The 13,916-nt window shown below is 69.4% G+C and carries 16 protein-coding genes; 7 read left to right on the top strand and 9 right to left on the bottom strand.

Annotated elements, in window-relative coordinates:
• Positions 1-289: 289 nt before the first annotated feature.
• Complete coding sequence (locus tag ACIBH1_RS44875; protein ID WP_397320227.1) at positions 290-1,210, bottom strand: alpha/beta hydrolase; 921 nt, start codon at positions 1,208-1,210, stop codon at positions 290-292.
• A gap of 214 nt (positions 1,211-1,424) precedes the next feature.
• Between ACIBH1_RS44875 and ACIBH1_RS44870 the strand changes: the two genes are divergently transcribed.
• Positions 1,425-1,640 carry a hypothetical protein gene (locus ACIBH1_RS44870; RefSeq protein ID WP_397320226.1) on the top strand — a complete coding sequence of 72 codons (216 nt, stop codon included), beginning with the start codon at positions 1,425-1,427 and terminating at the stop codon, positions 1,638-1,640.
• A gap of 869 nt (positions 1,641-2,509) precedes the next feature.
• Here the strand turns inward: ACIBH1_RS44870 and ACIBH1_RS44865 are convergent.
• Complete coding sequence (locus tag ACIBH1_RS44865) at positions 2,510-2,662, bottom strand: hypothetical protein (protein ID WP_397320225.1); 153 nt, start codon at positions 2,660-2,662, stop codon at positions 2,510-2,512.
• Between the two features lie 253 nt (positions 2,663-2,915).
• On the opposite strand from ACIBH1_RS44865, the gene ACIBH1_RS44860 reads away from it, so the two are divergent.
• From ACIBH1_RS44860 to ACIBH1_RS44850, 3 genes are read left to right on the top strand one after another with little or no spacing between them, the layout of a single operon-like run.
• A complete protein-coding gene (locus ACIBH1_RS44860) occupies positions 2,916-3,515 on the top strand; it encodes a hypothetical protein (RefSeq protein WP_397320224.1) in 600 nt (199 codons plus the stop codon).
• Position 3,516: 1 nt separating this feature from the next.
• Positions 3,517-4,524: a tyrosine-type recombinase/integrase gene (locus ACIBH1_RS44855; RefSeq protein WP_397320223.1), complete on the top strand. Its 1,008-nt coding sequence runs from the start codon at positions 3,517-3,519 to the stop codon at positions 4,522-4,524.
• Positions 4,488-4,976 (top strand): hypothetical protein, encoded by a 489-nt coding sequence (locus ACIBH1_RS44850; protein ID WP_397320222.1) that lies wholly within the window; start codon positions 4,488-4,490, stop codon positions 4,974-4,976. Before ACIBH1_RS44855 ends, ACIBH1_RS44850 begins: the two co-directional genes overlap by 37 nt.
• A 140-nt stretch (positions 4,977-5,116) precedes the next feature.
• On the opposite strand, the gene ACIBH1_RS44845 is transcribed toward ACIBH1_RS44850, so the two are convergent.
• Positions 5,117-5,734 (bottom strand): hypothetical protein, encoded by a 618-nt coding sequence (locus tag ACIBH1_RS44845; protein ID WP_397320221.1) that lies wholly within the window; start codon positions 5,732-5,734, stop codon positions 5,117-5,119.
• 127 nt (positions 5,735-5,861) lie between these two features.
• Complete coding sequence (locus tag ACIBH1_RS44840; RefSeq protein WP_397320220.1) at positions 5,862-6,104, bottom strand: hypothetical protein; 243 nt, start codon at positions 6,102-6,104, stop codon at positions 5,862-5,864.
• A 1,253-nt stretch (positions 6,105-7,357) separates the two neighbouring features.
• On the opposite strand from ACIBH1_RS44840, the gene ACIBH1_RS44835 reads away from it, so the two are divergent.
• Positions 7,358-7,600: a hypothetical protein gene (locus ACIBH1_RS44835; protein ID WP_397320219.1), complete on the top strand. Its 243-nt coding sequence runs from the start codon at positions 7,358-7,360 to the stop codon at positions 7,598-7,600.
• Between the two features lie 132 nt (positions 7,601-7,732).
• Here ACIBH1_RS44835 and ACIBH1_RS44830 read toward each other — a convergent pair whose 3' ends face one another.
• A complete protein-coding gene (locus ACIBH1_RS44830; RefSeq protein WP_397320218.1) occupies positions 7,733-8,038 on the bottom strand; it encodes a hypothetical protein in 306 nt (101 codons plus the stop codon).
• 101 nt (positions 8,039-8,139) lie between these two features.
• Positions 8,140-8,313, bottom strand: a complete 174-nt coding sequence (locus ACIBH1_RS44825; RefSeq protein WP_397320217.1) for a hypothetical protein — start codon at positions 8,311-8,313, stop codon at positions 8,140-8,142.
• Positions 8,314-8,717: 404 nt separating this feature from the next.
• Here ACIBH1_RS44825 and ACIBH1_RS44820 point away from each other — a divergent pair, with 404 nt between their 5' ends.
• A complete protein-coding gene (locus tag ACIBH1_RS44820) occupies positions 8,718-9,320 on the top strand; it encodes a toll/interleukin-1 receptor domain-containing protein (protein ID WP_397320216.1) in 603 nt (200 codons plus the stop codon).
• Positions 9,321-10,249: 929 nt separating this feature from the next.
• Here ACIBH1_RS44820 and ACIBH1_RS44815 read toward each other — a convergent pair.
• Positions 10,250-10,795 carry an NUDIX hydrolase gene (locus tag ACIBH1_RS44815; protein WP_397320215.1) on the bottom strand — a complete coding sequence of 182 codons (546 nt, stop codon included), beginning with the start codon at positions 10,793-10,795 and terminating at the stop codon, positions 10,250-10,252.
• A complete protein-coding gene (locus ACIBH1_RS44810; RefSeq protein ID WP_397320214.1) occupies positions 10,792-11,922 on the bottom strand; it encodes an adenosylhomocysteinase in 1,131 nt (376 codons plus the stop codon). Before ACIBH1_RS44810 ends, ACIBH1_RS44815 begins: the two co-directional genes overlap by 4 nt.
• A gap of 98 nt (positions 11,923-12,020) precedes the next feature.
• Between ACIBH1_RS44810 and ACIBH1_RS44805 the strand changes: the two genes are divergently transcribed.
• Entirely contained in the window at positions 12,021-12,773 is a 753-nt protein-coding gene (locus ACIBH1_RS44805; RefSeq protein WP_397320254.1) for a GntR family transcriptional regulator, read from the top strand.
• A 97-nt stretch (positions 12,774-12,870) separates the two neighbouring features.
• Here the strand turns inward: ACIBH1_RS44805 and ACIBH1_RS44800 are convergent, their stop codons facing one another.
• Complete coding sequence (locus tag ACIBH1_RS44800; protein WP_397320213.1) at positions 12,871-13,911, bottom strand: DUF4192 domain-containing protein; 1,041 nt, start codon at positions 13,909-13,911, stop codon at positions 12,871-12,873.
• Between the last annotated feature and the right edge of the window lie 5 nt (positions 13,912-13,916).

Here is a 13,916-nt window from a genome sequence, read left to right as displayed (position 1 = left end):
ATGGTCCGTCGCAGAACGTTACTGACGGAACGTGTCGCTGCTCACTGCCAGAATCCTGGCGGTCAACAGGTCTGTTGAGCGCGGCGAGAATGTCAGTGGATGCGCGGACTTGGTGTCAGTGCTCCGGCAGGTGGCGCGAATCTAATGTCGGTGGCTGGTGTTGTCCGCGGTGGTGTCCCGTAAGTCGTGTCGTACACCTGCTGGACGTGCTCCTCACCGGTGCGCGCTGGTCGGCGCCAGCGGGGAGACCTCCTGCCGGGCCTTCAAGTCCTTGGACACCTCCGCTCCCTCAGGCCTGGGGGGCCAGGTGCAGGGTGAAGAACGGCGCGGCCTCGGCGACGGCGCGGTCGACGTACTTGGGCACGTTGTAGAAGTCCATGTGCGCACCGCCCTCGACGACGACGAGCTGCTTGGGGCTGCGAGCGCGGCTGTGCAGTTCGGTGGACATCCACAGCGACCCGGCTTCGCTGCCGGCCACGATGAGGACCGGCTGGGTGAGCAAGTCTTCGACCATGTGGAAGGCGTCGAAGGTGAAGATCCGCGAGACGCTCTTGGTGAACAGGAACGTGTTCTTCGCGTTCGGGTGCTGAGCGCGCGGCGTCAGGTAGTGGTCGCCCGCTTCGGCCAGGTCGCGCGGGGTGTGCTCATCGGTCTCGGTCGGCGCGTATGGCAGGTAGGCGGGTTCGGCGCCGCGGGCGGTCTCGGCGGTGCGCTGCTGGGCCAGGGCCTGCAGCGTCGGTACGGCGGCGGCGTCGGAGTCGGTGCCGTACCAGCCCCGCCGGAAGGAGGTGCCGATGTTGACCGCGCTGACGGTTACCAGGGCCTTGATCCGGTAGTCGGTCATCGCGGCGTTGACGGCGTAGCCACCGCCCGCGCAGATGCCGAGAGCGCCGATCCGCTCAGCGTCGACGTAGCTGAGCGTCTGCAGGTAATCGACGGCGGCACTGACGTCTTCGACGCGGGTGTAGGGGTCTTCCAGGTGGTGCGGCTCGCCGCCGCTGTTGCCCTGGTAGGAGGCGTCGAAGGCGAGGGCCACGAAGCCGAGCTCGGCCAGCTTGGCCGCGTACAGGCCGGCGGCCTGCTCGTTGACGCCGCCGCCCGGGTGGACAACGACGATCGCCGGATAACTGCCGTTGGCGTCGAAACCGTCAGGCCGGTAGAGGTTGGCGGCCATGGTGATCGAGCCGTTGGGAAAAGTGATCGCGTTCATTGCCTGCTCCTGTCATGCGGTGGGACTTCCCGGGACTCACACCGCGCCGCAGGATAGGAAAGCGAGGAATTATCCTGGGGTTAAGCATCCCGGGAGGAACTCCCTCTCAGAAAGCAGGCGTCGCGGGCGACAGTCCGCCGAGTTGAGTGCTACTCACGGGACTTCGTTCCGTTGCTCGTCATGCCCGGCCGCACGAGGGCCTGGCCGCAGCCAGGTGCGATGGCGTACCGGCGGACGTCCCACCGTCGTCAACGCCGAACTCCCCAAGGCCGCCCGCGACCTGCTGCCGGATCTCGGACGCTTCGTCACCTTGATCGCCACGCTATTGGGCGTATCAGTCGGCACCCTCTACAACCACATCCCCGACCTGCACGAACTCCGCGTAGCGCCTCCGAAAGCGAGCGAACCCAACCCCCGTAAGTCGTGCTGAGTGCTACGCATTCGCCCCATCGAGTTTGGTTGATGTCACGGCGGTGCCACGCCTACCGTGATCCATCTCACCGATATCGGCTGTACCGCTGTTCCTCAGTCCCGAACTGGCGCCAGGCGGCCAGTCGCCTGCATCCGTGATGGACCTATGGGTGGATGGCCGCTGCGAGCGGCAGGCCGTCTTTGCGCGCCGGATCCTGCGCTGTTGGCCGTCGTTCTCCGTCCCTGCCAAATCCTGGATCCGTTCTGTCGGACATGAGCCTGAGGCCGACGTCTCGAGAGTGGGGAGGATGCGAGTGTTGTCGCCAAGGGTGTGCCAGGTCCATTCAGTGAAGAAGGCCCGGCTCCCGGGGGCGCGGGAGCCGGGCGGTGCAGGCGTCGGGGGTAGCAGCCGCCTGCACTTCGGGGTGGTGCCGCACTCACAATGGCCATCAGCCCAGCAGAATTCCTGCAAAATCGCTGTAGTCCTGATGGAGGTGGGCAGCCAAGGTCGACTGTGGCGCACCGCCGTCCTACAGGTTGCCGCCGACACCTAGTCACCGTCCTCACGCAACCGGGCTTCTCCGAGGTGATAGCTCTCTGCGTGGTAGAGCGAGCAAGAGGTCTCGATTGCCATGACCTGCTGCTCGATCACTAAGCTGCCCCTCCCGCGGCCGCCGCCAGCAGGTGGCGAGACGCGAGCCTGGTGCGCCCGGAGGTCACCTCCACGAGCGGTGAAGACAGCTCAGTGGATAATGTCGTCGGCGGCGGATCGGAAGCCGGGACGAGACTCAGCGGATAATGAGGAGCGAAGTCGATGGCGGATCCAGACCGGCGCCGGACCGGGCAACCCGAGGTTGACGCGCTCCTCGATCAAGCCGCCCACGAGCATCAGGTGGTGGCCGAGCTGGTGACCATCAGCCATGCTGAAAGCCTCGTCTCGCGGGCCCGGCGGTCGACCTCGTCGCCCAGCACCAGGCACTGCATGAGCACTACGAACAGGCGGAGGCCGAGCTGGCCGCCGCAACCGCCAGCGGCAGCCAAGGCAGGATCGCTCGCGCCCGCCGTGGTCGCGACGAGGCGAGCGCCGTCTGCGACCGCGTCGGCGGCGAGCTACGAAAGGAGCTGGCTGGACTGGCCGAGGCGGGGTTCGACCGCACCGGCAAGCTGCTGGCGGACCGCCTGGCAGGTCGAGGACCACCGCGCGAGGCGCTCACCTGTACCACCCGAGGTACCCGCAACGCTGGAGAGGGCGGTCCGTCCGCCGGCGACGCTGCCGGGCGGGGGTGAGCGCGTCGTGTCCAGGGAGCACCGGTCCTCGGCCCTCGGTGAGCTCCTGGCCATCGCCGCCTCGGTCCTGGATGCGACCGGCCCGGCCCCCGCGGCGACCGTCACCTGCCTGCCGCACGAACGGTTCCTGCCCGCGATCACCCTCACGCCCGCCTCGCTGTGGATGAGCGTGGAGGAGCAGTTCGCCCTGCCTCGCCTGGTGGCCGAGCGGATGGGCTGGCCGCTGCAGCCGCTGAGCACGGCCGACGGCTACGCCAGCACCGGCACCCTCGAGGGCGTCCGCGTCCAGGCGCTGGCCGCGCCGCTGCCCAGCACCTCACGCACACCACTCGCCCGCGGGAAAGTGACCACGGCTGAGCACGCCGATCCGCTGCGGGCCCTGGTCGACTGGGCGGCCAGCCTGCCCACCGCAGTGACAGGCCTGGAGGTCCGCGAAGACCTGGACGGCGCGGGCCAGCTGACCGCCCGGCTGATCGTGCCCCGGGGCTTCGACGTCTCCCCCCTCAACGAGGTGATCATGCCGGTTCCCGCTGACGACTGGAGCGGCCTGCGCGGCGCGGGCATCCTGCCAACCGGGCACGCGCTGACCATCAGCGAGGGACGCTGACATGAGCACCGGAGCGAATGCCGCCCGCTCGCAGAACGTGGTGGCGCTGCGCCCCGCCGACGACGTCGGCCAAGCCGCCGCCGACGCCGTGGCGGCGGCGCGCCGCCATCTGGACCGCAGCAAACTGTCGGCTAACACGGTCAAGGCCTACACGCGGCAGCTGGCCGCCTACGCGGCCTGGCTCGGCGAGCACGCCGGAGAGCACGAGGACGCCTTTGCCGACGTCGTCGGCGCCGAGGCGGCGGTGACGGCCTGGCGGCGAGCCCTGCTGGATCGACGGGTCTCGCCGAGCACGGTGAACCAGGCGATCGCTGCGGTGACGCTGCTGTATGCGGAGGCGGGGACGCGCATCGATGTCAAGCGGGCCCGGCTGCCTCGGCCGGGCGAGCCGGATGCGCTGACGGCGGCTCAGCAGAACCGGGTGGAGCGCGCGGCCGCCCGGCGCGGTGCCCGGGACCGGGCGATCGTGGCGCTGATGTTGTATGCGGGCGCGCGGGTGGAGGAGTGCCAGCGGCTGCAGCTGCAGGACGTGGTGTTGACTGCCCGCACGGGGGAGGTGCACCTACTGGGCAAAGGCGAGCAGGGGCGCACTGTGCCGCTGCCGGCGATCTGCCGCGCGCACCTGGGCGGGTGGCTGAACGAGCGCGGTCGCGAGCCGGGCCCGCTGCTGCTGGGCCAGCGCGGGCCGCTGACCGTCTCCGGCATCACCCAGGCGGTGTTGGCCGTCGGCGCGGACGCCGGCCTGTCGGGGCTGCGCCCGCACGTGCTGCGCCACACCTACGCCACCCGGATGCGCGAGTGCGGGGCCGACATGGCACAGATCAAGGAATTGATGGGCCACGCCTCGCTGGAGACCACCGCCCGCTACTTCCGGGCAGGCCGCGCCGAGGTCGCCGCGGCGGTGGAGCGCGTTTCGAGCAGTAGCCGCCCCGCCCAGGGAAGCACACCGATAGAAGAGGAGAAGGAGTCGCGATGTCAGCCACGAAGCCCGAGCCGTCCACAGCTGTGAGCCGGGTGAACGCGGAGCACGCGCCCGAGCCCGGCCCGGAGCTGACGGTGCGGGTGGAGTGCGGCGGCCGTGCCTACACCTTGACTCTGACCGAGGGCGATGAGCGCCATCAGGTGGAGGTGGTCGGCGTCGACGAGCACGGCCAAGTGGTGGCCGAGCTGCACGGCTGGACGGCCATGAGTTCCGCGGACGCGACGGCGCTGTCGCAGCTGTTCGCCGCTGCCGTCCGGCTCGAGCGTGAGCCGGTGACGCACGCCCAGCGCCGGACCAAGCACGGCAACTCCCACCGGGCCTGGAGCGAGCAAGATGACCAGCGGCTGCGGGTGCTGGCGAGCGCGCCGGGAGCGAGCATCACGGCCTTGATGGAGGCCTTCGGCCGGAGCCGGGATGCGATCCGCCGGCGTCTGGAGAAGGTGGGGATCGACCCCGATTCGGTGCCGTACCGGCTCTGAGCCTCTCGTTCTGCTCGGCTGGAGGCTGCGCCGCGATCGCCGGGTTTGGCTGGCGCGGTGGCGTGGGCAGCTGCGCGGGCCAGTCTGGTGCTGGGTGACGGAGCACGGATTCCGTCACCCAGCGATCGGTCGGCGGTCGGCTACGAGGCCTTCGCCTTCCTGGTCGTCTTGCCCTGCGGTCCGCTCTGGACCTCTACCGTCGTGGCACTGGCCAGGATGGCCGGAATGTGCTTGTTGACGAGGGCCCGAAGGCGGCGCTCGGTGCGGCCGCCGTGCCTGCCGGTGTAGGCATGAAGTTCCTGGACGAGAGCGTCGATGTCGGCCTGGTCGGGAGATCGAGGGGGAAGGACGCCCGCCTCGTCGGCACGCTGGAGTAGCCGCTCGTACTCCTCGCACCAGTTACGGCCCTCGCCGAACACGTCCATCTCCTCGCGGCTCATCGGCAGGGCCTTCAGCACCACTTCTCGGTGCGTGGGGTAGTGCAGGATCTCGGGGTCGGTGGCGAGGAAACGTACCAGCGGGTCCTCGTGCGTCGCCAGCTTGTGGTGTGCCTGGGCCTGCTTCATCTTGAAGTCCGTGTCGACCTTGCGGACGGCGGCGGCGAGCTGGTCTTCGGCGTCGAAGATGGCCTGGACCTGTTCCGGGGACATGGTGGGGTGCCAGTCCTGGACCGGATGCGCGGTGCGCGCCCGGTCGAGGGCGTAGTAGTAGTCGTTGCCATCCGTGGCGTCGTAGTAGGCCTTGATCTCGGGCAGCATGAAGTACTCCTTGTGCGTGGGTGGTTGATCCGTGCGGGCACGGGTTCGAGAGGCTCGGCGATCTCGCCGGGCGCGCCGTTCGGGCTGAGCAGGTGCCGGGGCGGGGAGCCCCGCCCCGGGGGCGGGGTCAGATGCGGGGGAGGGGGCGGTCGGCGACGTTCGCGAGCCGGTCGGCGTCGACCGCCTCGGAGAAGGCCTCGATCTGTGCGGCCTGGGCGAGCCTGGCCACCTCGGCGGCCACGCAGCGCCCGCAGATGCAGGTGCGGTTGGGGAAGGAGATCGCCGCCTCGGCGCGGGTGATCGGGTTGCCGCAGCGGGTGCAGGCGGTCAGGTCGGTGCTGGAGGGGCGGAGGTCGAGGCGGAGCGTCATGGCGGGTTCCTTCCGTGCGGTCCCCTGGCCGGGGGTGGAGTGTTCCGGTGAAGGCGGACACGCAGGCGGAAGGGACGGAGCGCAACCGGGCGGCCCCCGGTCAGCAAGATGTTTTGGCGCGCTCGGGCCGGTCACCTGGTACGGCGATCACGCGCGCCAAAAGATCTTGAGGGGCGGGGGTGAGCGCAGCGAAAGCCCGGTTGCGCGGAGGACCGTGCCTGCGAGGCTGACTGAGCGGAACACGGCCCCGGCCAGGGAGCCCGCCCGGGGGGCCGCGGTGGTGACGGTCTGTCTCGACGGTTCTGTTCTGTCCGGCCTCGGCCGCCATCTGCTCGCGTTGCGGCGGTCCGGTACGGCGGGCAACCGGCGCGGTCAGCGGCGTGCGCCGATCAGCGCGGGCGCCAGGCGGTGACTCCAGCCAGCCGGACGGCGGGCAGGTTCTACGGCGAGACGGCGAGACGGCGAGACGGCGAGACGGCGGGACGGCGGGACGGCGGGACGGCAGGGTGCGGCGCGCCCAGCAAGCCGAGGACTATCGCGACGACGACGGCAACGCGCTGTCATTGCAGCGGATGCACTCGGTGCGAATCGAGGTCTGCAAGGAGGTGCCGCACAGGCCCCCAGGTCGACGCGGAGACCGCAGCGTCGCTCGACTTCCGCGACCCTGGACGGGCCGCAGGTCGATCTGGCGCTCGGCAGCGAGGAGCCGATGGTCGACGAGTGGGAGGCCGGCGTACGGCTCCCCACTCCGGCCCAGGTGCGGCTCCTGGCCGGCCTAAGCGACTTCCGGTTGCGTTTCCTCTACCAGCGGAGCCGCCACCGGTCGTGAGCGGATTCATGTGCCGCCCGGTCGGGGGCTGTACGTCTACCGGCGCCCGCCGGTATGCGGTGGATGCGCTGGAGGCTGCGGGCCGTACGGGTGGAAGGCCGGTGGATCACCCGGGCCGCGGGCCACGGCATCGTCGTGCACGCGCGGACGCTGGGTGAGCTCAAGGCGAGTGCGCGGCAGGCGTTGGCGTTGAGCTCCGGTGAGGACGGGCGGCCGGTGCGGGTGATCCCGCACTCGGCTGAGCTCGACTGGCTCGCGCAGGCGCGGCTGGTGTATGAGGGGTGTGCAGTGCTCGGGAATCGTAGGAGCGCCAGCACAAGGTTGGCCACTGAAACGGAGCTCTTGCAGCGCCACCAGCGTAGAGGAGTTGCTCCATCAGCAGCCTCAGTGCGTCTGCTTCACGTCCTGGCATAGCGTGAGTGTCATGGCGAAAGAGGGCAAGGTCGCGCTCGACGACGGGCGAACGGTGCATGTCCAGGTAACCGAGATCGGGGACCTTGTGATCACGGTCGAGGATCCTATCTATCCCGACATGCCGTACGTCGTCTCCACGCTCGAACAAGCGAAGATCGTTCTCTCCCCCGGCCAGCAGGGATCATCGGCTGGAGCCAACTTCCCGACAGACCGGCAGAAGCGGCTGTCGAAGCTCAGGCCGAGGCGGGTGTGAATGATCGGAGCGGTGCGCGGGCCCCGCGTGCGGTACGGCCGCCACGGGCGTATGCCTTCACGGAGATCACGCACGGGATGCACAGGTTCTTAGCAGTCGCGACTCTGAGGTGGAGGACGTGAGCTGGGACGGTTACGGGATCAGGTCGATCTCGATCCCAGGCCACAGTTGTGCAAGCGGGTAGGGGTTCGAGGTGAGCACCGGCAGGCCCCGCCGACGTGCCGCGTGCACGATGCTCGCCGCAGTGACTTGCTCGGCGGCGAAGGGGCCCGCCTCTCGGAGGGCTTCGGCCACTCCGGGCGCGGAGCCGGGGGTGAGGCTGTCGACGATCATCACGTCGTTCATGCCGAGCAGCATCTCCAGGAGGGGGATCGCTTTGTTGGGCAGCTGAGCGATCGCGGCGGTTAGCGCGGGCGCGGTGGTGACGATCGGCACCACGTGCTCTGTGTGGCCGACGCGGGACCAAACGGTCGCCTCAACCCATGGTGAAGAGCGGCGGCTCCAGGCGATTAAGGCGCTGGAGTCGAGGACGCGACCGATCACGCGGCGCTGTTACGGCGCGCGGCGAACTCCTCGTCGCGGGCGCGGACGAGCTCGAGCATCTCGGGTGAGGGTTCGCCCATCAATTCCCGGAGCTTGGCCAGGTTCGCCTGGCGGTGCTCCTCGGGGTAGGGCACGAGGTCCTCGTCGAGGGTGGCCTGCTGCTCGTTCATATCGTCAGGGTACCCGCGCAGGCGCGAACCTTGCCACGGAATCTTCGGGTGAGCACGGCGAGGAGACCAGCGAGTCAGAGAGTTCTCGGGGAGAGGGAAACCCACGAGGAGGGGGTGGCGGTCAGGAAGCCGGCCGGGCTTGAGGCCGAGGGGATTCGGCGGTCATGAGCGGCGCGGCGCCCGCGCCAAAGGCAGGCGATCGTGCACAGCGGCGGGCTCGTTCAGCGTCGAGCTGTGAGTGCGGCGGCCGCAGCCTGGATGGTGCGGTGGGCCGGAGAGTTCTGCGCGGCGGGACGGGATGCAGGCTCTACGGCGTGCTCCGCAGGCCGTAGGCATGCAGTGCGGCGGCGGCCCGTGGGGGTTGCCTCATGGTTGTCGGCTTGGGGCGGTGAGAAGCTGCTTATATGCAGGTCTTTCTCTCCCACAACCATGGGGATAAGCCGATCGTGCGAGTGCTCGCGGCGCAGCTGCGGCTTGTCGGGGCCGACGTGTGGCTCGATGAGTGGGAGATCCTCCCTGGAGATTCGATTCCAGGGGCGGTGGAGGCGGCGTTGATGGCAGCTGACACGGTTTTGATCATCTGGTCGGAGAATGCGAGTTCCTCGCGATGGGTCGGTACGGAGATGGCGACGGCGATCACGCGTCACCACAATGACGGCTCGGTTCGCCTGATCCCGGTGCGTCTTGATGGCACTCCGCTGCCTGGCCTGCTCCAGCACCTGCGGTGGGTGGAGATGCCCGACGACTCCAGTGCTGTCGCAGTGGTGCAGAAGATCATGGGGTTCGGCACTCGTGCGGAAGTGGTGCGGGCGGTGCAGGAGGCCATCGACGAATCCACCCTCCGCTACAAGTACTTTCCCGGATTCGGTGTCGCTGTCGGTTGCCCGCGCTGTGGGGTTGAGGTTGACCTGCTCGAACACACTCACGCCATCGACTACGAGCGTGATGACGAATATGCAGGCGTCCGTTGTACGGCGTGCGGATGGCAGGACGGTGGCGAGATCTGATGACTCGAGTCCCTTGGGATCAGCGTGCCGCCTGCCGTCTTTCCTGGGCTGCTGACGGGCCTGGTGGTGCTGAGGTTCACGGGCGGTAGGCGAGGAGCTCGGTGTTGAGGCTGTCGTGGAAGTCTTCGACCGAGCGGAAGGCGGCCGCTGAGGGGGGCGGTGCCGGCTGATGCGCTTCTGGGGGTCGTGCCGCCGGCGGAGGAGGCGGCTGGTGCCTCCTGCCAGTTGGTCGGGGGTGGGCAGGAGGTTCTCGTTGAAGTAGGTCAGCGTGTCGCGGTCGACGGGTTGGCCGGGGCCGGTGTCGGTGAAGCCCCATCCGCTTTGCTCATCTCAGTGCAGGACGTAGAGGGCGTCTGCCATAGGGGAGTCCGCCGTCGGGCTGTCGGCCGGGGGCTTCTCGAGGGTCAGCCAGCCTGTCCGGCTGGGGTGTTCGGGGTTCGGGGGTGCTGCGGGCCACGGTGAGCCGGGAGACGGTTAGGCCTTCGGCGCGTAGGCGTCGAGGTAGGGGCGGTGGAGGGTGCGGGCGTGGCGGGCGGTTTGGCGGTGGAGTCGGCTGTGCTGTTCTTCGGCGTCGCCGTCGGTGCCGGGTCTGCCGGTGCGGGTCCATCCGCAGGTGCAGTTCTAGTCGTAGCGGGTGGTTCTGGCGGTCGGGGTGTGCCGTGTGTGGGTGCGGTGGGAGAGGTGGAGGGCGATGCCTTCGCGCAGGCGGCGCATGTCGTCGAGGAGAGGGTGGTCTTGGCGGTCGTGGGCGTGGGCGTGGCCCTTTCCGGGTGGAGGGGAGGCCGGATGTGGAAACGCGACCGGTTGGGACCCTATCGGCGATGCGGTGACGAGGTCCCAGAGGGTCGCGGCGGCCGCGGGCCCGGCTGTGGATCCGCGGCGGGCCGGAGCGGGGGCTGGGCTGGGAGTGGCTGAGTTCGCGGGGTGGGTCAGATGGCGTGGACGCGGGCGACGAGTTGCGGGGTGGGCAGTTCGCTGCGGTCGCGCCAATCGTAGGCGAGGATCTCCTCGGGCTGGATGGACAGCGGGGTGGGCTTGGTCCAGAAGGCGAAGCGGAAGTCGGCGTGCCAGTGGTCGGGTTCGCCCTTGGCGGGGTTGGCGGGGATGGCGTGGATGTCGATGTCGACGGGGATGAGGTCGTGGCTGGGCGGGGAGACGGCGTGCTGCCAGGGCAGTCCGGTTTCTTCCTCGAGTTCGCGGAGCGCGGCGCCGTACAGGCTGGTGTCGCTGGGTTCGAGGTGGCCGCCGGGCAGGAGCCAGCGGTTGAGCGCCAGGTGGTGGATCATCAGGACCTTGTTGGTGTCGTCGATGGCGACGGCTCCGGCGGTGACGTGGAGCGGGAAGGTGCTGCGGGAGGACAGGTCGTCGCTGGTGGCCAGCGCCTGCTGCAGTCGTGCGACCTCGCCGGCGCGGTCGGGGTGGGTGGCCAGGTAGCGGGTGAGCGTGGCGCTGATGTGTTCGCGGGAGACGGTCATGGCACCTCATGGAAGTAGTTGAGCCAGGTGGACGCAATTGATTGCCGGACTTCGGCCGGGACTTCGGCTATGCCCGGGTCGTGCTCGCCGCGGGTCAGCAGGGCCATGGCGGCGACGATCTCGGCTTGGACGAGCAGGATGAAGGCGCCGACGGAGGCGCCGTGCAGGAAGTTGACGGCGTTGCCGTCGGCCAGGACGTAGAAGTAGTGGCCGGTGCGGGTGTAGCGGGTGATGTTGGGTCCGGCCAGGCTGCGGCTGTACAGGCCGTTGAGGGCTGACAGTTCGAGTTCGTCGTCGCTGCTGGTGACGCTGGCGATGTAGGCGCCGTTGGCGACGCGGCCGAAGTCTTCCTCGCGCAGGGCCATGTTGCCGGTGGCGCAGAAGACGATTCCGGCTCCGGCCAGGGCGTCGCTCAGGGTGGCTGTGGTGCGGAATCCCTGGGACAGGGCCTGGACCCGTTTGACCGGGTCGAGGTCGAAGACGGTGACGTCGACGTGCTTGGCGTGGAGCAGGGCGGCGATGGAGCTGCCGAGTTTGCCGTAGCCGATCACGCAGGCTCTGCGGCCGTTGAGGATGTTGTCGCGGCTGCGCATCAGGGCTTCGGTGCTGAAGGCGACGGATTGGCCGACGAGGTAGTCCTCGGGGTTTTTCAAGGGGGAGCGGGCGACGCTGAGCACTGGGCACGGCAGTTTCTCCTGGCGCTCGTAGCGCTGGTGGCCGTTCTCGGTGTCTTCCACGACGCCGAGCAGCCGGCCGGAGAAGTGCGCGGCCAGGTGGCCGATGACGGGTGCGAAGTAGCCGCCGACGTCGGCCAGGATGAGGTCTTGTCCGGCGGCGCGGGACTCGATGTAGGCCAGGGCCTGGTCGGGGTCGGCGAAGCGGTGGCGGTCGAGTTCGTCGACCTGGAGGGTGCGGCCTACCTGGCGGAGCGTGGCTTCGTCGATCGAGCGGGGCTTGGGGAGCACCGCGGCGATGGTGCTGACGTGGGCCACGCCGGTGAGGAAGGCGCCGCGTTCGGCCAGCAGGTGGGTGATGACGAGGCTGGCGGGTTTGTCGTCGCCGGGTACGGCTCCGGCGACGCGGCGGAAGAACGCGTGGATGCGGCTGCGTTCGAAGTCCTCCTGCACGATCAAAACCTCCGAATAGATAGTTATCTATTAGTGTGGATGGCGACCTTCGAGGGGTCAATAGATAGTGATGTAATGACGGTTGAGAGGTGAGCGAGATGGCGCGATGGCATGAGGTGGCCCAGTCCCTGCGCGAGGCGATCGCGGCTGGGCAGTATCCGCCTGGGACGAAGATCCCTCGGGAGGCGGAGTTGGAGACGATGTTCGACACCAGCCGGACGACGGTGCGCCGGGCGGTTGCTCAGCTGACGACGGAGGGGCTGGTGTCGCCGGTACGGCGGGGCGGCACCACGGTGCGCATTCAGCCGGAGCGCAGCACTGTGCCGTTGGATGCCGGGGTCTACCGCGATGAGCTCGGCTACTTCTTCGGCCGGGCTGTGCAGGAGCTGCGCGCGGTGGAGCCGCCCACGGTGCAGGAGGGGCTGTGCCCGCCTGAGGTCGCGCCGCTGCTGGGGTTGGACGCCGGTGATGCGGTGATCGTCCGGAGCCGGGTGATGGGTGATCCGGGCACTGGCCGGGTGCGGCAGCTGGCCACCTCGTTCCTGCCTGCGGATCTGGCGGCTGGGACGGTGCTGGCCGCGGCGGATACCGGCGTGGGCGGTATCTACGACCGGATGGAGAACGAGCTGGGCTGGGGCAGGCTGGATTGGGAGGGGATCATCTCGGCGCGGGCGGCCACGGTGGAGGAGCGGGATCTGCTCGGCTTGGCGGCTGGGATGCCGGTGCTGTGTGTCACGCGTACGGCGATCGCGACGGCGGGCGCTGCGGAGGGTCGGGTGGTGGAGGCCAACATCACCTGCCGGGATGCCAGCCTGTATGAGATCCGTTATCCCCTCCTCCGGCAGGAGTGACCGGCGCAAGGGCGGAGGCGCGCGAGGCGCGCAGGGGTGGGCGTCAGTTGTACGGCGGGAGGCTCCTGGCGCTGGCCATCGCGAGCGTCGTGCGGGGCTACCAGCCTTCTGGAAGCACCGGACTGGCGCCTTCGGGCTTGCGCTCGACGCAGATGTCGATCGTGTCGGCCATGCTCGCGAGGTCCGCCGTGCGGGTTTCGTGGGCGTCGAGCCGAAGGGCTGTTCGGACGAGGCGAGCCAGGCTGTAGTCGGGAGTGGTGCTCAGTGCCCGGTCGACGGCGGCTTCGGCCAGCACGTTTTCGCCGGCGCGCCACGCGGTGATGGCCAGCATGGCGGCGGGGGCTGCGGCGAAGGCGGGATCGACGCGCCTGGTCATCTGGGTCCACAGCCGCAGGTGGATCTGTTCGGGGAAAGGGCCGATAAGGGCCATCGCGGCGTCGCGGATGTAGATCGCGGTCAGGAGGGCGCCCAGCCACGCCACCTGGTCGGGCGACAGCTCTGCGTCGTGTTCGAGGGCTTCGTGGACGCGCTGCTTGCCCTGCCGATACCAGCTCCGGGGCGGGGTGGCGGCTTGCCGGATCTCGGTGCAGACGGCGCGGGTCGCTGCGGTGATCTTTTGCCTGTCGGCGCCGTCGACGGGGTTGAGCTGGGCGATGTAGGTGGCGCGGTCGGGCAGTGGGCTGCGCCCGCGGGCCACGAGGGCGGCGGCGACCGCCGTGGTGGTGGTGTCGTAGGGCCGCCCCTCGGGTGGGCAGCAGGACGGGTCGTGGCACAGGTAGCTGTGGTAGCGGCCGTCCTCGACCCGCAGGACGTCGAGGACCTCGATCCCGGCAGCATCCAGCCGGGTCGTGACGGCGTCGAAGGCGGGGGTGACGATTTCGCCGCGGCCATAGCCGACCAGGGCGACCACATCGAGGTTGCGCTGGTGGAGCAGGGCGCAGAGGTCGGCGGCCAGGTCGGGCAGGTCGGCGCTGTCGTGCGGCAGGTCGTAGCGCGCTACGCATTCCGGGCTGGGGCGGGCTCGGCGGAGGAAGCCCAGCGCGACCAGGGAGTTGTCGGCCGGGTGGAAGCCCAGCATGTAGGGGATGGCGGCCAGGAGGTCAACGGGGGTTCGCAGGTGGACGAGCTCGGCGGTCATGGGCG

The organism is Nonomuraea sp. NPDC050663 (assembly GCF_044456985.1).
Taxonomy (GTDB): Bacteria; Actinomycetota; Actinomycetes; order Streptosporangiales; family Streptosporangiaceae; genus Nonomuraea.
The sequence above is the reverse complement of the archived record's forward strand: the minus strand, read 5'-3'. Positions and strand labels throughout refer to the sequence as shown.